Origin of the sequence: Paenibacillus borealis (assembly GCF_000758665.1) — a bacterium.
Taxonomy (GTDB): domain Bacteria; phylum Bacillota; class Bacilli; order Paenibacillales; family Paenibacillaceae; genus Paenibacillus_AQ; species Paenibacillus_AQ borealis.
In genome coordinates, this window is sequence record NZ_CP009285.1 from 5,392,527 (window position 1) to 5,410,096 (window position 17,570).

Here is a 17,570-nt window from a genome sequence, read left to right on the forward strand (position 1 = left end):
CTACTGTCTTCAGTATTTCATGATTTTTCCTGAAATATGCCACCCGTATGCACCCGTACTCACCCGTAGCCACTCGTATACCGCCAGCTTACATTCGCATTCCCGCTAGTTTATCAGACATTCCCGCCCAGCCACAGGAAAAATATATAAAATTGCAGATATTTTTTTCGGATTTATGCGAAGGTGTGGGAGGGAAAGCACCGGTCAACAAGCTGATTCGGTGACTGTGAATAGGACACAAGTAGTACGAAAATAGGACACAATATGTCCTTATTGAACAAAGTAACTAATCTGATGGCTACGCCGGCCTGTATGAGGGGCGCTTGAAGCTGGGGGGGGAGAATTGGCCACAAACACAGGTGGGATCTGTTGTAATAGTGCCTCTCATTCCGTGCTGGAGGTCACTTCTGGTGAAATGAGAGAGATGTGTGCTTTGAGTTGGTGCTGCGGGCTGCGGGCTGCGACGGCGCGATCAGAGGGATTCGTACCATTGATTTAGAGCTGGAGCTCCTTCGGATAGAACCAAGGGCACTTTTACCCTTCATTTCCACTTTTATCCTCCTTAGGCGGAAATCAAGGACACTTTTGCCCCTCATTTCCACTTTTAGCCTCCTCAGGCTGAAATCAAGGGCACTTTTGCCCCTCATTTCCACTTTTATCCTCCTTAGGCTGAAATCAAGGGCACTTTTGCCCCTCATTTCCACTTTTATCCTACTTGTGGTGAAATCAAGGGCACTTTTGCCTCTCATTTCCACTTTTAGCCTCCTCAGGCTGAAATCAAGGGCACTTTTACCCCTCATATCCACTTTTATCCTCCTTAGGCTGAAATCAAGGGCACTTTTGCCCCTCATTTCCACTTTTAGCCATCGTGGCGGAATCAGAGGGATTTTTACTTTTAATTTGGTGCTGTGAGCCACTTTCGGCGGAAACAGAGGGATTTTTACCTTTGATTTACTGTTGTGAGCCGCTTTCGGCGGAAACAGAGGGATTTATACCTTTGATTTACTGCTGTGAGCCACTTTCGGCAGAAACAGAGGGATTTATACCTTTGATTTACTGCTGTGAGCTGCTTGAAATGTTGCTACTATACTTTCTGTATGGTGCCCGACCGACTGTTCATTTCTGTATGTACTTAAAAATCTGCGCACTCTCCTACTCTCCTCTCTTCACCTCTCCACTCCCATCCACCTCCATACTCTTCATCCCCCACTCCCCATACTCAATTTCTCAATTTCCACTTCTCATACCCTCACTTTCTCATTTCCTACTTCCTCGCTCCTTCCTTCCTTCCTTCCTTCCTTCCTTCCTTCCTTCCTTCCTTACTTACTCCCTCACTCCCTCACTCCCTTACTCCCTTACTCCCTTACTCCCTTACTCCCTTACTCCCTTACTCCCTTACTCCCTCACTCCCTTACTCCCTCACTCCCTCACTCCCTTACTCCCTTACTCCCCACTTTCCATTCCCACATTTCCCACACCACCCCCCCCCCGTACCTCTCACTTCCCCCTCCAACTCTTCCTCCCTTACTTCCCGCTCCACACACTCATGGCCACTCCCGCAGCAGCTCAGAAACAACTAACTATAACGATCAGCAATCCAAATTACTTACATAAAAAAACGTTCCCCGGACCTAAGTCCGTAAGAACGCTTCAGCTATATTTCCTGAATTACTATACTTCGTACTTCCTGATAGCATCTAGCCCGGCGAATCAGCGCCGCACACCCCCAGGTAACGAGGCAGCCGCAGAGGCCGCTGCTCCAAGCGCGAGAATCGGATCGAACGCACGGATGCCGAGCTGTTCTTCCAGCTCCGCCGCCAGCCCGATGGTGGCAAACCCGGTGCAGGCCAGTACTATGGCCTCCGCACCGCGCTCCACCAGCCGGGCTGCCCCGGCAAGTGCGCCTGCCCGTCCGGCAGGCGTACCCAAATCAAGTGTGGTCGTTACCCCATCAGGCCGGTCCATGCCGAGGTAAGCATCGCCGAGAATGCTGCGGATCAGTGGCGGCACCTCGGTCAGGATCGTCAGCACGCCGATCTTGCTGCTGTATGCCAGCGACATATGGGCTGCACAGGAGCCTGCGCCCAGAACCGGAACCTTCACTGCCAACCTTGCTTCCTGCAGCGCGGGATCCGCGGCACAGCTAATGCCGATGGCTGTACAGCCCTGCTGCTCCAGTTCCCTGGCCAGGCGGATAATCTTCGGTAACGACTCCGCTTCGGTCTCGTCATTGTATACGCCCTGAGGCTGATCCGGAATACAGCGGCTGATTACCGGCAGGCCATACCGGCGTTCAATCAATTCTCCGTGCAAATGGATCGCAGACTCCTCGTGCAGTGTGATTACACGTATAATTCCAAGCATCCTTATCTCCCCCTGTTCAGCCGTTGTTGGACGTCCTGATTATCCTCACAGTATTCTCCGCTTCTTCCCGCATCGCGTTTATCCTCTGTCAACAGCAGCCACGCCGTCTAGAGCAGTTCTCCGGCACGCATAATCAGTTTGTCGTCGATATACACATCCGGCTTCATAACCACGGCATCAATATGTACACCTGCCGCTACAACCCCGCCGAACGTATTATTGCTGCCAAAAGCGACATGGATGGTCCCGTAGACCTTCTCATCCTCCAGCACCACACCTGTAATTCTTGCCTTGTTGTTTGTACCAATGCCGAACTCGCCCAGGAGCCTGCCGTCACCGGCACCAAGCATATCCAGCAGCCTGTCACCGCTCTCGCCTTCTGCACTAATTAACCGGCCCTGCTCTACCGTCAGCACCATCGGGCTATTCAGTGCGCCAATGCCCGCAATCGAACCGTCCACCTTAATCTGGCCGGCAGCTGTACCTTCCATCGGCGCAATATAAGCCTCGCCCGAAGGCAGGTTGCCTGATTCGCCCGGATTAAGATATAATCCGGTGCTGAGCACGCCATCCCGGCCCGCAATCGAAAAGCTCAAACTCAATCCGTCTTTAACTACACGTACCTGGCTTCCCTCTGACAGCAGAGCGGCTACCTGCTCCGTCAGAGTCTTCACCTGCGCATAATCCGCAGTGATCGCGCCATGGCTGAACATATCATCCGTCATGCCCGGCATAGTCGCCACCCGGGTTCCCGCTGCGGCTGCCTGCTTACGCGCCGCCGTATGTGTCATCGAATGTGTTGTAATGCATACTGCCACATCCGCTTTGGCCATAGCTTCGGCAATCGGAGCCGGCGGCTCCTCGCCTGATTTGCTCCGCGCCTGCATAATCAATAGCATCGATTCCGCCCCGAGCCGCTTCCCTGCTTCATAGACGGATTCGGCAAGCTCCCGCTTGTCGTCATCGGCCACCACAGCCAGCAATTCGCCGCTGCCAAGCCCCAGACAGTCCTTAAGGACATTCATGCTAATCAGTATTCGTTGCTCGCTCATTATACTTTCCTCCCGGTTACACCATTTCTGCTACCAGCTTGCCCATCAGGGCATTGGACAGCACGGCAGGCACTCCAGCGGAGGCCGCCCACTGTCTATGCTGCTCCACATATCCCATACAGTCAAGCACTATCACATCCGCATGGTCCCGCAGACGCTCAGCAGCAGCACGGAAATCCGCTTCCGTTCCGGTATACGGAGATGCAGCTGCAAACGGCAGCCGGGTTCCGGCACCCGCGAATTTCTCAATCATACTGTCTTCCTGCTCTGGCAGAGGACCGATCAGCCCCAGCCGCCGTCCGTCTAGCATCGCTTGTACAACCGGAGGAATAATCCGGTCCGGTTCAATCAGATGGGCCTTAGCCGTATGCAGTCCCGGAAAAACACCGGTACAGGCCAGCAGAATCGTCTGAATTCCAGCAGCTTCCATAGCATCAACCTTCCCCTGCAGAACTGACTTTATCCGTTCACGGGAGATCACCGCAGCTGATCCGTCCGCCATGCGGGTAGTCAGCACATACTCCCCGGGACCAGGACTATAGAATTCCCGTACCTGATCAGCAGTGAACCCGTCAAGTACCCCGGACTGAACCAATCCTGCCTTACCCTCCAGATACTTCTCAATAATCGGCGCAACATCGTTCCGGGGAGCTTGTCCGATCGTGATTAACCCTATATTTTTACTCATCTTGCTCCCTCCCGCTTCTTCATACTGATTGAATTTGTGGTAACCGGCCCGGTGCGTGTATACAATGAGCAGACGCTGAACCTTGCTCAGCGCCTGCCATTATCCAGTTCTATTCTATTGCGAGATTACAGCAGGTTTACCCAGTGTCTGCAGCACTTTCATCGAACCGTACAGCTCGGTAATCTGTGCAAATTCAGCTTCGTTATAGAAGGAGCATATGCCTTGGGTGAACTCTTTGGCCGTCTCAATGGCAAAACGCACTGCCTGGGCGATATCAATCTCGTGGCTTGCCCCTGTACCGCAGCCGGGCACCATGGACTGGGCAGTAATCGCCAGACCTACTACCGGAGCGGAAGTCGCTACTGCTGGCTGCAGGATTGAATTGATATGATATAGTCCGTTACCGTAAGGCGTAATATCCTGCGTAGTCACCGGAAAAGTAACCGGATACTGTCCTGTCGTCATTTCCTTGATACGCAGCAGATCTTCACTAACCCGCAGAATGTATCCTTCTTTGACGGTAGGTGAGATTGCAATGCCTTTGTGATTCACCACACGGTTGCCTTTGGTTGTATCAATGGAAATAATCGCTTCCATCTCCGGCAGCACCTCATGCTCATTCATCTGCAGGATATCCACCGGGGAATCCATGAAATCAACCGGCTCATGCGGCAGGGTCGGAGCATCCGGGCAAATATGTGTCGTGACCAGGACGTCACCTTGCAGCACATCCCCTTTGGTCTGCATGTTCGCCAGCTTCAGCGCTGAAGCGATTGCTGCCACCGCACCGTCTGCATCAGAGACAATACCGATCCGGCTGGGGCGCGCCCCAATGCCGCCAAGTCTGCCGACAATTCCGAAGGTTGGTGCGCTACCGCCTCCAAGCTTGCCTTTACTGCCGGGAATGGTGATTTTGACGAATTCCGTACTGCCTTTCTCACCTTCCACTTTCTGAACCTCAACCTTAACCGCAGGATATGCTGCGAATAACTGCCTGACCTGCTCACCGTTAACATAAGCGCTGTCCAGTGCGTTCAAGACTGTAATCGTTTGATGAAGTGCCATTATAATTCCTCCCCGGATGCATGCTCATGATTGTGATGTTTGAATTTATACTATCTTAAAATTCAAAACGTCCACAATGTGCCGCCCTGCCAAAACTAAGTTGTTTTTCTTGTCCTTTGCACATAAACCTTACGCGCGAGGTTCACTCTTCAGCCTTTCAGCAGCATCTTGCATCCATAAACCTACTTCAATCCCCGCTCCATATCATAAACAAATATAAATAAAGGTTAATTATTCCATATTGGCGAATTACAAAAAGGGTGCATAATCAAATTATACAAAGAGGTGTAGTACATGAAGCTGGAACAGACAGAGCAACAATATCCACTCCAACAAAGCATTGATCAGGAAGTTCTGCTCTCCGGGTTTTCGGGGGCGGTACTGGTTACACAACACGATCAGACTCTCGCAGCCGCTGCATACGGACAAGCCAATGTAGCAGAGGAGCGGATCAATCAGCTTAACACCCGTTTCGGGATTGCTTCCGGCAGCAAATTGTTCACAGCAATAGCCATCTGCCAGCTGGTCGAGCAGGGCAAGCTTTCTTTTGACGGCAAAGTGCTGGAAGTCTTAGATAAGCTGAAGTTCCCCTTGTTCAGCCCGGAGATCACGGTTCATCAGCTGCTGACGCATAGCTCGGGCATTCCGGATTATTTTGATGAGGAGGTAATGGAGGATTTCGCAGCATTGTGGAAGGATATACCGATGTATACACTCAGGCGACCCGGTGATTTCCTGCCTCTATTTGCAGCCCTGCCGATGAAATTCACACCAGGGGAGCATTTCCACTATAACAATGCGGGTTACATCATGCTTGGTCTGCTCGTCGAAGCCGTCAGCGGAATGAGCTTCACGGATTATGTGGAGCAGCATATTTTCCGGCCTTGCGGGATGCAGGATTCCGGTTATTTCGCACTTGATGCACTCCCGGCCAATGTTGCTCTGGGCTACATCGACAGCGAGAACGGTCAAAGCATCAGTAATATTTACTCTATACCGGTAGTGGGCGGCGGTGATGGCGGTGCTTTTGTCACGGCAGCGGATATGCAGAAGCTGTGGACTTGCTTGCTCGGGCACAAGCTGCTGCAACCAGAGACGACCATTCTACTGCTCACTCCGCATATTCAAGAGGATGAGGATACTTATTACGGCTATGGAGTATGGATTAGGGTCCGGAACGGCGTGGTGTTGAAATACCATGTCATGGGCTCCGATCCCGGAATCTCCTTCCGCTCGGCAGTCTATCCGGCAAGCGGCGTAAATTTCACCGCTCTCTGCAACCGCAGCAGGGGGGCTTACCGGCTGATGCAGGTGGTTGAGGGGAATCTGCTGCTGGATTAGCTGCGCGCTCAAGCTGAAGCCCGTTCTTCCACGGGTTACGGGTTACGGGGTACGGGTTACGGGTTACGGGTTACGGGTTACGGGTTACGGGGTACGGGGTACGGGGTACGGGGTACGGGGTACGGGTTACGGGTTACGGGTTACGGGTTAAGTGGATTCCGTACACTTATTTTCATTGTGTGGACCGCATACCAAAAAATAAATGGATAAACGTCACCTAAATTTGCTGATTCCGCCGCCAAGCGATGGCGTAAAATAAGTTGTGTACCAGTATTTGGAGCCTAGTCAGGCAACAAAAAAGTAGGGTATCCTCGGGATGCGAAACCACTAAGGAGGGACCCTACTCAATGACTATTTTACCCGAAATGCAGCTGAATAATCTATTTGAAAATCTTGTCACTCAGTTTGTCAAAGACAACATGGAATCCATCATGCGTGCCGAAATGCAGGCGTTCATGGCGAGCGAGGAAGCCGGTACACGTAATAGCCGCAACGGCTACTACACCCGGAACTTGCACACGAAATACGGCAATCTGGAGGACCTGGAGGTCCCCCGCGACCGCCAGGGACTGTTCCAAACTCAGATGTTTGAGCCGTACCAGCGGCGGGATGGTTGGCTGGAGGAAGCGGTGATCCAGATGTACAAGTCGGGAATGGGAACCCGGGATGTGGCCCGTTTTATTGAAAGCATGTTCGGAAGCCATTACTCTCCAACCACCGTTAGCAACATTACCGCTACCGTCCTCGAGGATATCCACCAGTGGCAGAAACGACCGCTGAGCAAGCGCTACAGCGTGATCTATTTGGATGGGCTGTACGTGAAGCTCAAACGGGGTACGGTCCGAGGCGAGGTGGTTTATTTTGCGATGGGGATCGACGAAGAGGGACAACGTCAAATCCTCGGGTTCTACGTCGGCGGTCAAGAGAGTTCGAACGGCTGGCGCGAGGTCCTGAAAGACCTGTACAACCGTGGAGCGCAGGAAGTGTTGCTCGGTGTGTTTGACGGGCTTCCAGGACTGGATGCGGCGTTTAAAGAGACGTATCCGCAGGCAGATGTGCAGCATTGTGTGGTGCACAAAGTGCGAGCGACCTTCCCCAAAATCCGAATCGAACACAAAACCGATGTCCTGGAAGACCTGAAAACGGTGTATACCGCACCGGATGAGGTCGTGGCCCGGGCTCACTTTGATACGGTCAAAGCGAAATGGAACAAGCTGTATCCGAAGGAAATGAAGTCCTGGGAGGAACAGTTATCCACGCTACTGACGTTCTACAAGTACCCGGAGCCCATCCGCAAAGCGATCTACACGTCGAATCCCATTGAGCGCATGAACAAGGAAATCCGCAAGCGCCTCAAACCGATGAACAGTCTGACGAATATGGATGCGGCAGAGAAAATCGTGTATCTGGAGATGCTCGACTACAATGAACGTCATGCGCAGCGGGTCGTCCCAGGCTTTGGGATGGACAATGTCAAAAAGAAGCTAAACGAGCTATTTGAAGCACGCTATCCTTCCTTGCCTACACCCGAAGAAGAATAGCGGATGAATCCAGTTTCTGGGGGTCGGGGTTCCCCCTCCCCCCAGAAACACCTACACCCCAACCCGTAACCCGGGGAGGTACTTCTACTCTCTTACACAAACTTCTTGACGCTACCCGCCAAGCCGGTAAAACGGAAAATTAAATGTACTTTTTCCAACCAAAATCCAAATATCAGCGTTTCAAGGATAATTAAATGCCCTTTTTCCACTTATCTTACGGGGGCGGTCCTGAACAATCCAAAAAGCCGTACAATCAGCGAATTGCTGATGTACGGCTTTTTGGATTGTTTGAGCAACCGGAATCCGGTCTAGTACCGTGTAACCCCATCCTTAGTCACCAGCGCAAATACCAGCGGCTGCGGAGGAACCGGCTGCGCGGAGATGCGGTAAGCTTCCAGCACCTTGGCTTCGGCTTCCTGCACTTTGCTCTCGCTGGCGTCATTCACATGCAGTACGGCAAGCGTGTCGCCTGCGGCTACGGCATCACCGACCTTCAGCGACAGCTGAATGCCAACGGCCAGATCGATGACGGACTCCTTCGTTTCACGTCCGGCACCGAGCAGCATGGCGGCTACGCCGATCTCTTCAGCCTGAATGCTCTCCACATAACCTGCGGTCGCAGCTTTCACTTCGATGAACTTCCGGGCTGCCGGCAGGGTGTCAGGAGACTCGATCTGCGAGACATCTCCGCCTTGGGCAGTTACCATCTGCTTGAATTTATCCAGCGCGCTGCCATCCTCGATATGGGACAGCAGAATGGAACGAGCTTCTTCTTCATCCTTCGCCTTACCGCCAAGCACCAGCATCTGGCTGCCCAGAATCAGGCAGACCTCCTGGAGATCCTTCGGCCCGTGGCCCTTCAGGGTCTCAATGCCCTCTTTGATCTCCAGTGCATTGCCGATGCCGAAGCCAAGCGGCTGGTCCATGTCGCTGATTACAGCGACCGTGTTGCGGCCGAGATGCGTGCCGATATCCACCATTGCCTGTGCGAGCGCAATGGAATCATCCAGCGTCTTCATGAATGCGCCGCTGCCGGTCTTCACATCAAGGACGATAGCATTCGCACCTGCGGCGATCTTCTTGCTCATTACGGAGCTGGCAATCAGCGGAATGGATTCCACGGTGGCGGTCACATCACGCAGCGCATACAATTTCTTGTCCGCAGGCGTAATGTTGCCGGACTGGCCGATGACAGCCGCACCGATCTCCCCTACCTGGGTGAAAAAGCGCTCGCGGTCCATCTCCACGGAGAATCCCGTGATCGACTCCAGCTTGTCCAGGGTGCCGCCGGTGTGGCCGAGGCCGCGTCCGGACATTTTGGCTACCGGAACTCCGGCTGCAGCTACAAGCGGTGCAAGAACAACGGTTGTCTTGTCGCCCACGCCGCCAGTGGAATGCTTGTCAACCTTGATGCCGGCTATCGGACTGAGATCCACCTGGTCACCGGACATCGCCATTTCCAGGGTCAGATCGCCGGTTTCCCGTGCGTTCATTCCGCGGAAATACACAGCCATCGCCCAGGCGGAGATCTGGTAATCAGGGATTTCCCCCTTGCTGTAGCCTTGAATCAGGAAAGCTATTTCCTCACGGCTGAGCTCTCCGCCGTCTCTTTTTTTCTGGATAAGATCAACTGCACGCATTATACCTGAACCTCACGGACAAAGGAACGCACAAGGCCGATGAACTTCGGCTTAGTAAGGTTTGCTACCTTTACCACCTGCTCATGAGTCAACGGCTCCAGCTCATCCCCGATCGCCATATCGGTGATACAGGTAATGCCGAGCACACGCAGCTTGCTGTGGCTGGCTACAATAACTTCCGGCACGGTGGACATCCCAACGGCATCGCCGCCGAGGTAGGCCAGCATTTTGAGTTCAGCCGGGGTTTCATAGGTAGGTCCGCTGATGCCGGCATACACGCCTTCCTGCAGCACAAGGGCTTCACCGTCTACACCCTTAACTTCACCCGCCAGCTTCTTAGCCAGCGCAATATATTCAGGGTCATAAGCACGGGACATATCCGGGAAACGAACACCCAGCTCCGGATCATTCGGTCCGATCAGCGGGTTGTCGCCGGTCATGTTCAGGTGGTCGGTAATCAGCATGAGGTCACCGGCTTTGAACGCTCTGTTCATTCCGCCGCCTGCATTGGTAATCACGAGTGTGCCTACACCAAGCTTAGCCATTACGTATACCGGCAGCACCACTTTGCGCATTTCATATCCTTCATAGTAGTGGAAACGGCCCTGCATGATGATAACGTCCTTGCCTTCCAGCTTACCGATTACGAAACGTCCGGCATGACCCTCTACCGTCGAGCGCGGGAAATGCGGAATTTCTTCATAGGGCAGATATACGGCATCTTCGATCTGGTCGCCCAGATCCCCAAGGCCGGAGCCCAGAATAAGTCCGATGGCCGGAGTGTAAGAACCGAATTTGGATTGAATATATGCCGCAGCTTCTTTTACCTGCGTGCCGTATGGGACTGTTGATGGTGTTGTCATAGGTTGATCCTCCCGGATATGAATTGTCTTGTAAATAGCTTGAAGCAGGAACTACATCTTCGGAATAAAAGCCAGCACCAGCTTCAGGAATTGCTCGCGCACACGTTCCGCTGTCTCCATCACTTCTGCATGGTTGAGCGGCTGTTCCAGAATTCCGGCAGCCATGTTGGTGATGCAGGAAATACCCAGCACTTCGATACCGGCATGGCGGGCCACAATCGTCTCAGATACTGTGGACATCCCTACTGCATCTGCCCCTTGACGGCGCAGCATAACGATCTCAGCAGGAGTCTCGTAGTTTGGTCCGAGCAGGCCGGCGTATACGCCTTCCTTGAACTCGAAGTTCAGCGCTGCGGCAGCTTCTTTGGCGGCTGCAATCAGGCGCGGGCTGTAAGCTGAAGACATATCCGGGAAGCGTACACCCAGCGCATTATCGTTCGGTCCGGTCAGCGGGTTGCGGCCTGTGAGGTTCAGGTGGTCCGTAATCAGCATCAGGTCACCCGGTGTGAACTCAGTATTGACCCCGCCGGCAGCGTTGGTTACCAGCAGGCTGGTTACGCCCAGCTCTTTCATGACACGTACAGGGAACGCTGTAGTCTCCGGTCCATAGCCTTCGTACATGTGGAAGCGGCCCTTCATCATTACGACGCGGCGGCCTTCGATCATGCCGATCAGCAGCTCTCCTTCATGTCCTTCAACAGTGGATACGGGAAAATGAGGGATTTCATTATAAGGGATGACTACTTCATCCGTAATCAGGTCCGCCAGAACGCCGAGGCCGGAGCCGAGGATCAGCCCGATTTCGGGGGCGACAGTACATTTATCTTTGATATATACTGCTGCTTCTTGAATATTGCTTTGGGTAACTGCGGTCATGGTTGGTTCCTCCTTGAGGTGGGTAGGATGAACTTTAGTCATCGACGTAAAGCTGAGCCGTCACTACGGTGATATTTGGACTTCCGGCCGCTGTTGTCACCAGATTTCTTGATTTATCTGCTGTCCGCATTTGAAATCCGGTGACTGCTGATGCTTCCGAAGCGAGCTTTCCTGCGGAAAGCTTTCAGGCGGTCGCTATCGCTCCTACAGTTCCAAATTTCCCCTTCGATTCTTCTCGCTTTTAGTTATATCCTTCAGTTCATCTTGATTTATTATTTATATTAAATTAATTCAGACAAAAAGCTCGTCCCGTACTGCGGTGCCTTCGCTCCGAAGTTATCGGCGATGGTAGCTGCTACATCAGAGAACGTCAGGCGGATGCCCAGGCTGCCCGGATTCTTGAATTTCGGGCTGTAGATCAGGAGCGGCACATATTCACGGGTGTGATCCGTTCCGGCATGGATCGGGTCATTGCCGTGGTCAGCCGAGATGATCAGCAGATCATCTTCACTGAGGGTGGAGAGCAGCTCAGGCAGCGCCTGATCGAACACTTCCAGCGCGCGGCCGTAGCCTTCCGGATCACGGCGGTGGCCGTACAGGGAGTCGAAGTCTACGAGATTGGTGAACAGGAATCCGTTAAACGGCTTGCGCAGCTCATCAATCGTAATCTGGATGCCGTGCTCATTGCTCTTGGTCGGGTAAGAAGCTGTTACACCTTCACCAGTGAAGATATCATTGATTTTGCCGACAGCAATCACGTCTTTGCCGATATCCTCCAGAGCGTTCATAACGGTCGGCTCCGGCGGCTTCACCGCATAGTCATGACGGTTCGGCGTACGCACGAAATTCCCCGGTTCGCCGATATAAGGACGGGCGATAACACGGCCGACAGAGAATTCGGGAGCCATCGTCAGCTCACGGGCGATCCGGCAGGCGCTATAGAGTTCTTCCAGCGGAATGATATCTTCGTGCGCTGCCAGCTGGAATACGCTGTCTGCCGAAGTATACACAATCCATGCGCCGGTCTTCATCTGCTCTTCGCCATATTCTACGAGAATCTCGGTGCCGGAAGCCGGCTTGTTGCCGATCACCTTGCGTCCGGTAGCCGCTTCGAATTTCTCAATCAGCTCTGCCGGGAACCCGTCAAAATAAGTATTAAAAGGGACCTCAATCTTCAGGCCCATCAGCTCCCAGTGGCCGGTCATCGTATCCTTGCCTACAGAAACCTCCTGCATTTTGCCGTAATAGCCTGTCGGGTCAGCTACCGGTTCCAGCGGCGGCAATGGAGCAATATTAGCCAGTCCCAGCTGTTGCAGGTTCGGAAGCTTCAGTCCCGGAACCCGTTCCAGAATATGTCCCAGCGTATGGGAGCCTGTATCTCCAAAATTAGCGGCATCCGGCGCTTCACCGATACCTACACTATCCAGAACAATAAATCCGATGCGTTTAAATGAGGACATTGCCGTCTTCACTCCTTCGTAGTTTACATAGTTGTAAGGTCTGCTCAAAACAGGAAGAAACTCCGGGAGAACCTCTCCCGGGAGCTATCCATTCAGTATGATTCCATCATAACTTTCTTACTCACAAAAAGCATCTTTTCGGCCAATCCAAACCATTACCCGTTCTATCCACGGTTACACCCAGCCTTAGATGACAGACTACTTCGCCCGTGGATGGTGATTCTCATAAACTTCCTTCATGTTCTTGCGTGCAATTCCGCTGTAAATCTGCGTGGTTGAAATATCGGAATGGCCCAGCATCTGCTGCACGGAACGCAGGTCTGCCCCGCCTTCCAGCAGATGAGCGGCGAAGGAATGCCGCAGGGTATGCGGTGTGATGTCCTGTTGAATACGGGCTTCACGCGCATGTTTCTTGATAATCTTCCAAAAGCCCTGACGGGTCAGCCTCCCGCCCAGACTGTTCAGGAACAGTGCCGGCTCCTCCTGGTTTACCCGGAGCAGCTTGTCCCGCATACCGGACACATAACGGGCCACACAGTCCGCAGCAATCGTACCAATCGGCACCACTCTTTCCTTGCCGGAGGCCCCGCTGCAGCGGGCGAACTTCAGCCCGGTATTCACGTCCTCCACATTCAGCGAGATCAGCTCCGTTACACGGATACCCGTAGCATAGAGCAGCTCAAGCATCGCCTTATCGCGCATCCCCTGGGGTGCAGATTCATCAGGGACGGCCAGCAGGCGTTCAATTTCTTCAATGCTAAGAATCATCGGCGGTTTCTTGCTCGGTTTAATCGTTTCCATATCGAGTGTCGGGTCTTGCCCGATCAGCCGTTCTTTCAGCAAAAAATGAAAATAGGCGCGCAGCGATACCGTATTCCGGTTGACTGTTGCCGTTGCCTTGCCCGCTCCGCGCAGAGCGCCGAGGTAGAGCATAATATGTGATCTTCTAATCTCTTCCATCGCAGCCGTGCCGCGTTCTTCGGTAAACTCCAGAAACTGTGATATATCCCGTCCATAGGATTCCAGCGTACTAGGAGACAATCCTTTGTCCCCGGACAAATACTGCATAAACGGCTGCAAGTGTGACTCCATCTATTCACGCTCCTGTCATACTCAGGCTGCTTCATGCGGCTCTGCAGCGGGTGGGGTCCGGCAGCAGTCAGAACGCTAACGTCCCTTAACATGCTCTAGATTTATTCGACAGGCTTCTAGCTTTTTCCTGCAAACGGCAGAGCGGTCACTCCCCGTACCAATAGTATAAGCGCAGGCGCTGCCCTGCACTAAGCCCTTCATCGCCCTGCTTCACATCGTGAAATGCCCGGATGGCTGTGCCCTCAGGAATATCATAATTCTGCGCTGGACTCATCCAGGCGCTGAACCAGCTTAAGATATAATACAGCACACAGCTTATCGCAACGAGCAAGGTCATAAAATACAGCCGGCGCACGGTTTTGGGAATCGAGACAATCATCTTAGGCAACCTCCTAAAAGTAATGTAAGCTTCCGCTACAATGTTCCACTTCGCAGAACTCGTCCTTCAATTTATGCGCCGGAGGGTGAGGTTATGTATTTAAATCAGTTAAAAAGCCCCCTCCAGCCATTCAGCCGGGGAGAGCTTGTGCGGTAAATCCTCATCTATAAGCTTATTCGGGAGTATTGCCTTCTGCAGGATTCTTATCCTTGCAGCGGTAGCAAATTCCGTGAAAATCAAGTCTATGATCAAGCACCGTAAAATTATAATCCTTCTCCAGCCGCTCTTCCAGCGGGCCCAGCCAATCCTCACGAATCTCATCCATGGTTCCGCATTGTACACAAATCAGATGATGGTGATGATGTTTCGCTGTATCCGTCCGCAGATCATAACGGGCCACACCATCTCCGAAATTAATCTTCTCCACGACATGAAGTTCGCTGAGCAGTTCCAGGGTACGATATACGGTGGCGAGACCGATCTCCGGAGCCTTTTCTTTCACCAGCATGAACACATCTTCAGCGCTTAAATGATCATCCTCGTTCTCCAGGAGAACTCTTAAGGTCGCTTCCCGTTGAGGTGTAAGCTTGTATCCTTGGGATTGTAGTTGTTGCTTAATCTTGTCTATCCGGGCTTCCATTGTCTGCCTCCCCCTTGGAAAATTACCGCACCGGGCTTCAAGCCACTTCTTCCATTATAGGGGGAGTTACTTTGAGAAGTCAAACGGTTTTAGGATGTATGCAGACTTAAATAGGCTTAATTGGTATGACATTAATACCTATGTGAATCCCCTCTTTAAAAAGTAGCCCCTTAAGGCGGATTCGTAATATATCCAAAAATTATTGGGATCAAATCCGAAAAACAATAACAATCGTAAACATGCCTTTCCATCAAAACGCCTTTTTTAATAGAAAGGACGATCTATGAGAAATACGTGTGAGGATCTGCATATGCTATTGAATAAACAGAAAGGAGGTGCTTTATGACTCTTTTACTAGATTCTCGCACATCACAAAATGCAAGCTTTGCCTCTTCTCTTGGCGTTCCTTTCCCAGCTATACTATCCCCCCAATTATACGGACAAGTCGGATTGAACATTGTGAGACCCACAGGGAATATCAGGGTAGAATTTTTCACTACCGTATCTATCTTACTACCTGCCGGCACTCCTCCAACTGGAATCTTCGTGATCATCGTTAGAGGAACCACTACGAACGATCCTATCATCTATTCCGCACTCGAAGTGTCTCTGCCATCCAATACGAATGAACAAGTGCTGCCCATCACGGTTATAGGTTCTGACTTCAATGTCCCTGCTCCTGAGAATAATCAATTGATCTATTCAGCATTTGTTAGCACAACGACCCTCGGACCGGTCCGGATCGGACCCGAAAGCTTTACCGTTACAGCTTACTCTGATTAATAAGAGTATACGAATAAAACCAGCAGTATGGGATATCCTGTACTGCTGGTTTTATTGTTTCTTTTATTGCAGTGGGAGACCTTGTTTTGAAGGTTTTTTGTTGCATCCATTTGATCATTTTGAAAAACACTACTATATTCAATCAATACTTACCAGCATCGGCGTCACCCACCGCATCATTTAGTCTAATTAATACAGTGAAATGGGGTGAAATACAGGGGTGATTATTTTGCTCATGGATATGATTTGGGTCATAAGAGAAATCCAGTAAAACACATTAAAAGAGAAACGGTGATTTTCGTGTGATTTTTTTATTTGTTATGATTACAGTTCCCGATATCTTTCTTACTATAATAAGGCTACACTTTTGGCACCCTCCCCGTCAATCTCAATACCTCCAGCTTCCGCTGCAGTTCCAGCTGCCATTCGTGGTCGTGTGTCGCTCCAGCCAGCACGGACTGATTTTGAATCATCAGACAGTCCCAGCAATACCTGGCATTCTCTCGCAGGCAATATTGCAGCTCCTTAGCCTCTTCGATCGTCAAAGGTCCAGTCATGTTAATGTGAAAGATCTCTGCCAAGCGTAAATGTACCGGTAACATCATAAATCACTCTCCTGTATTATCATCCTAATACATCATATGCAAGTGTATCAGAAAGATGATACGCGTATGAGGATATTGATACATTTATTTATGTGATGTATACTTTTGGAAAAAGGAGGCTTGTCCGTGATTAAGAATAACGTCAAGGACATCATGGACCGGCAGAATAAGGGGATTCGAGGCACTGCGAGGGAGACGGGGTTAGCAATCAACACGGTATCGGGGCTATATCATAATACGTCCAAGCGCGTGGATTTTGAGACGCTGGAGAAACTCTGCAAGCACCTGAAGGTTAGCACTGGAGAACTCATTGAATACATAGAAGACAAGGAAGCCCAACCGGAGTAATCCTGCTGGGCTTTTTCATATTTACCGAATTAATAAATAGAAAAATATCCCTACTTCTGATAGACTTATTTTGTAAATTGTTATCATAAATAGGGGGAAATTTGTTGAATAAGCCAATTTATACAAAGTGGTGGTTCTGGGTCCTGGCGGTCATCATTATAGGAGCTATCGGAAATATGGGTGATGACAAGAATACAACGGATCAAGCAGTGACCTCAGCCACTATAGAGCCGGCAAAAGTTGTTGTGGCAGAGGCCACAGAAGAGGCCGTAATTGTGCCGACTCAGAAACCTAAAGAAGTATCCAAATCAGATCCTACGGTCGCTCCCACTGAAAATCCGATACCGGGAACTATCGGCATGACACCTGAAGAGTTTAGGAAGGAATTCAATGCTCGTGCTGACTCTATGGAATCCAAGCTAAAAATCAGCAAAAAGCTCACTGTTGAAGATGGACTTGCCCAAGACACATTTCAGTACATGTTCAATGATTTCCTTGGCATAACAGGTAGTGTTAATAAGGCTGATGGGTCAATTAGAGATATAATGATGATAGGACGTGGAGACGGTACCTCTGCTTCAGGTGCAAACATCATTGTAGTCATGGGATTAGTAATATTAGCTGTCAATCCTGATATTGAGTCGACAGAGGTCGGAAGTATAATCACCGACTTAAAGGTACTTGAAGATGGTGTTGACCTTGCTAAAATTGATGAGTCCACTGTCAGAAATGGCATACGGTATCATGTACAGGGGTCAAATGAATTAGGTCTTATGTTCAGCGCTGGTGATGCAAACGATAAATAGTAAAAAGCCCTGGGGATGTCCCAGGGC

19 protein-coding genes are annotated in these 17,570 nt (G+C 51.2%); 5 read left to right on the top strand and 14 right to left on the bottom strand.

From position 1 onward, the window contains the following. Positions 1-401: 401 nt before the first annotated feature. From PBOR_RS22940 to PBOR_RS22960, 5 genes are all read right to left on the bottom strand, one after another. On the bottom strand, positions 402-851 hold the full coding sequence (locus tag PBOR_RS22940) for a hypothetical protein (RefSeq protein ID WP_218918852.1): 450 nt from the start codon (positions 849-851) through the stop codon (positions 402-404). A gap of 859 nt (positions 852-1,710) precedes the next feature. Further along, on the bottom strand, positions 1,711-2,364 hold the full coding sequence (locus tag PBOR_RS22945; protein WP_042215701.1) for an aspartate/glutamate racemase family protein: 654 nt from the start codon (positions 2,362-2,364) through the stop codon (positions 1,711-1,713). 107 nt (positions 2,365-2,471) lie between these two features. Then, the gene (locus PBOR_RS22950; protein ID WP_042215704.1) at positions 2,472-3,416 is read right to left on the bottom strand and encodes an aminopeptidase; all 945 of its coding nucleotides are present in this window, start codon (positions 3,414-3,416) and stop codon (positions 2,472-2,474) included. A gap of 16 nt (positions 3,417-3,432) precedes the next feature. Continuing rightward, on the bottom strand, positions 3,433-4,104 hold the full coding sequence (locus PBOR_RS22955) for an AroM family protein (RefSeq protein WP_042215705.1): 672 nt from the start codon (positions 4,102-4,104) through the stop codon (positions 3,433-3,435). Positions 4,105-4,218: 114 nt separating this feature from the next. After that, the gene (locus PBOR_RS22960) at positions 4,219-5,169 is read right to left on the bottom strand and encodes a DUF1177 domain-containing protein (RefSeq protein WP_042215707.1); all 951 of its coding nucleotides are present in this window, start codon (positions 5,167-5,169) and stop codon (positions 4,219-4,221) included. Positions 5,170-5,463: 294 nt separating this feature from the next. Here PBOR_RS22960 and PBOR_RS22965 point away from each other — a divergent pair, with 294 nt between their 5' ends. Further along, positions 5,464-6,510 (top strand): serine hydrolase domain-containing protein, encoded by a 1,047-nt coding sequence (locus PBOR_RS22965; RefSeq protein WP_042215709.1) that lies wholly within the window; start codon positions 5,464-5,466, stop codon positions 6,508-6,510. Between the two features lie 347 nt (positions 6,511-6,857). Next, positions 6,858-8,051: an IS256 family transposase gene (locus tag PBOR_RS22970; RefSeq protein ID WP_042215712.1), complete on the top strand. Its 1,194-nt coding sequence runs from the start codon at positions 6,858-6,860 to the stop codon at positions 8,049-8,051. Positions 8,052-8,359: 308 nt separating this feature from the next. Here the strand turns inward: PBOR_RS22970 and PBOR_RS22975 are convergent, their stop codons facing one another. The 8 genes from PBOR_RS22975 to PBOR_RS38145 all read right to left on the bottom strand — a co-directional run bounded on the left by PBOR_RS22975 (position 8,360) and on the right by PBOR_RS38145 (position 15,555). Further along, on the bottom strand, positions 8,360-9,691 hold the full coding sequence (locus tag PBOR_RS22975) for a pyrimidine-nucleoside phosphorylase (RefSeq protein WP_042215714.1): 1,332 nt from the start codon (positions 9,689-9,691) through the stop codon (positions 8,360-8,362). Continuing rightward, positions 9,691-10,554 carry a purine-nucleoside phosphorylase gene (locus PBOR_RS22980; protein ID WP_042215716.1) on the bottom strand — a complete coding sequence of 288 codons (864 nt, stop codon included), beginning with the start codon at positions 10,552-10,554 and terminating at the stop codon, positions 9,691-9,693. Before PBOR_RS22980 ends, PBOR_RS22975 begins: the two co-directional genes overlap by 1 nt. 51 nt (positions 10,555-10,605) lie before the next feature. Continuing rightward, positions 10,606-11,430 carry a purine-nucleoside phosphorylase gene (locus PBOR_RS22985; RefSeq protein ID WP_042215719.1) on the bottom strand — a complete coding sequence of 275 codons (825 nt, stop codon included), beginning with the start codon at positions 11,428-11,430 and terminating at the stop codon, positions 10,606-10,608. Positions 11,431-11,711: 281 nt separating this feature from the next. Further along, on the bottom strand, positions 11,712-12,890 hold the full coding sequence (gene deoB, locus PBOR_RS22990; RefSeq protein ID WP_042215720.1) for a phosphopentomutase: 1,179 nt from the start codon (positions 12,888-12,890) through the stop codon (positions 11,712-11,714). 198 nt (positions 12,891-13,088) lie between these two features. Beyond that, positions 13,089-13,982, bottom strand: coding sequence for a site-specific tyrosine recombinase XerD (gene xerD, locus PBOR_RS22995; protein ID WP_042215722.1), 894 nt, complete (start codon positions 13,980-13,982; stop codon positions 13,089-13,091). Positions 13,983-14,127: 145 nt separating this feature from the next. Further along, positions 14,128-14,361, bottom strand: coding sequence for a DUF4227 family protein (locus tag PBOR_RS23000; protein WP_042215724.1), 234 nt, complete (start codon positions 14,359-14,361; stop codon positions 14,128-14,130). Between the two features lie 172 nt (positions 14,362-14,533). Further along, positions 14,534-15,001 carry a ferric iron uptake transcriptional regulator gene (gene fur, locus PBOR_RS23005; protein WP_042215726.1) on the bottom strand — a complete coding sequence of 156 codons (468 nt, stop codon included), beginning with the start codon at positions 14,999-15,001 and terminating at the stop codon, positions 14,534-14,536. 281 nt (positions 15,002-15,282) lie between these two features. Further along, on the bottom strand, positions 15,283-15,555 hold the full coding sequence (locus PBOR_RS38145; RefSeq protein WP_245647875.1) for a hypothetical protein: 273 nt from the start codon (positions 15,553-15,555) through the stop codon (positions 15,283-15,285). On the opposite strand from PBOR_RS38145, the gene PBOR_RS38150 reads away from it, so the two are divergent. Continuing rightward, complete coding sequence (locus tag PBOR_RS38150; protein WP_245647876.1) at positions 15,548-15,784, top strand: hypothetical protein; 237 nt, start codon at positions 15,548-15,550, stop codon at positions 15,782-15,784. The two genes, PBOR_RS38145 and PBOR_RS38150, sit on opposite strands and share 8 nt — an antisense overlap. Before the next feature lie 359 nt (positions 15,785-16,143). Here the strand turns inward: PBOR_RS38150 and PBOR_RS23015 are convergent, their stop codons facing one another. Beyond that, a complete protein-coding gene (locus PBOR_RS23015; RefSeq protein ID WP_052429609.1) occupies positions 16,144-16,389 on the bottom strand; it encodes a DUF7667 family protein in 246 nt (81 codons plus the stop codon). 126 nt (positions 16,390-16,515) lie between these two features. Between PBOR_RS23015 and PBOR_RS23020 the strand changes: the two genes are divergently transcribed. Both PBOR_RS23020 and PBOR_RS23025 read left to right on the top strand, forming a co-directional pair. Further along, positions 16,516-16,737 carry a helix-turn-helix domain-containing protein gene (locus tag PBOR_RS23020; RefSeq protein WP_042215731.1) on the top strand — a complete coding sequence of 74 codons (222 nt, stop codon included), beginning with the start codon at positions 16,516-16,518 and terminating at the stop codon, positions 16,735-16,737. Positions 16,738-16,841: 104 nt separating this feature from the next. After that, a complete protein-coding gene (locus tag PBOR_RS23025; protein WP_042215733.1) occupies positions 16,842-17,543 on the top strand; it encodes a hypothetical protein in 702 nt (233 codons plus the stop codon). Positions 17,544-17,570: the final 27 nt, after the last annotated feature.

Excerpts from the sequence above, each read along its gene's own strand:
- PBOR_RS23015 (WP_052429609.1), bottom strand. The coding sequence starts at position 16,389 with ATGATGTTACCGGTACATTTACGCTTGGCAGAGATCTTTCACATTAAC.
- PBOR_RS22965 (WP_042215709.1), top strand. The coding sequence starts at position 5,464 with ATGAAGCTGGAACAGACAGAGCAACAATATCCACTCCAACAAAGCATT.
- PBOR_RS38145 (WP_245647875.1), bottom strand. The coding sequence starts at position 15,555 with ATGATCACGAAGATTCCAGTTGGAGGAGTGCCGGCAGGTAGTAAGATA.
- PBOR_RS22960 (WP_042215707.1), bottom strand. The coding sequence starts at position 5,169 with ATGGCACTTCATCAAACGATTACAGTCTTGAACGCACTGGACAGCGCT.
- PBOR_RS22985 (WP_042215719.1), bottom strand. The coding sequence starts at position 11,430 with ATGACCGCAGTTACCCAAAGCAATATTCAAGAAGCAGCAGTATATATC.
- PBOR_RS22940 (WP_218918852.1), bottom strand. The coding sequence starts at position 851 with ATGAGGGGCAAAAGTGCCCTTGATTTCAGCCTAAGGAGGATAAAAGTG.
- PBOR_RS22980 (WP_042215716.1), bottom strand. The coding sequence starts at position 10,554 with ATGACAACACCATCAACAGTCCCATACGGCACGCAGGTAAAAGAAGCT.
- xerD (WP_042215722.1), bottom strand. The coding sequence starts at position 13,982 with ATGGAGTCACACTTGCAGCCGTTTATGCAGTATTTGTCCGGGGACAAA.
- PBOR_RS22955 (WP_042215705.1), bottom strand. The coding sequence starts at position 4,104 with ATGAGTAAAAATATAGGGTTAATCACGATCGGACAAGCTCCCCGGAAC.
- PBOR_RS22945 (WP_042215701.1), bottom strand. The coding sequence starts at position 2,364 with ATGCTTGGAATTATACGTGTAATCACACTGCACGAGGAGTCTGCGATC.
- PBOR_RS22950 (WP_042215704.1), bottom strand. The coding sequence starts at position 3,416 with ATGAGCGAGCAACGAATACTGATTAGCATGAATGTCCTTAAGGACTGT.
- deoB (WP_042215720.1), bottom strand. The coding sequence starts at position 12,890 with ATGTCCTCATTTAAACGCATCGGATTTATTGTTCTGGATAGTGTAGGT.
- PBOR_RS23000 (WP_042215724.1), bottom strand. The coding sequence starts at position 14,361 with ATGATTGTCTCGATTCCCAAAACCGTGCGCCGGCTGTATTTTATGACC.
- PBOR_RS22970 (WP_042215712.1), top strand. The coding sequence starts at position 6,858 with ATGACTATTTTACCCGAAATGCAGCTGAATAATCTATTTGAAAATCTT.
- fur (WP_042215726.1), bottom strand. The coding sequence starts at position 15,001 with ATGGAAGCCCGGATAGACAAGATTAAGCAACAACTACAATCCCAAGGA.
- PBOR_RS22975 (WP_042215714.1), bottom strand. The coding sequence starts at position 9,691 with ATGCGTGCAGTTGATCTTATCCAGAAAAAAAGAGACGGCGGAGAGCTC.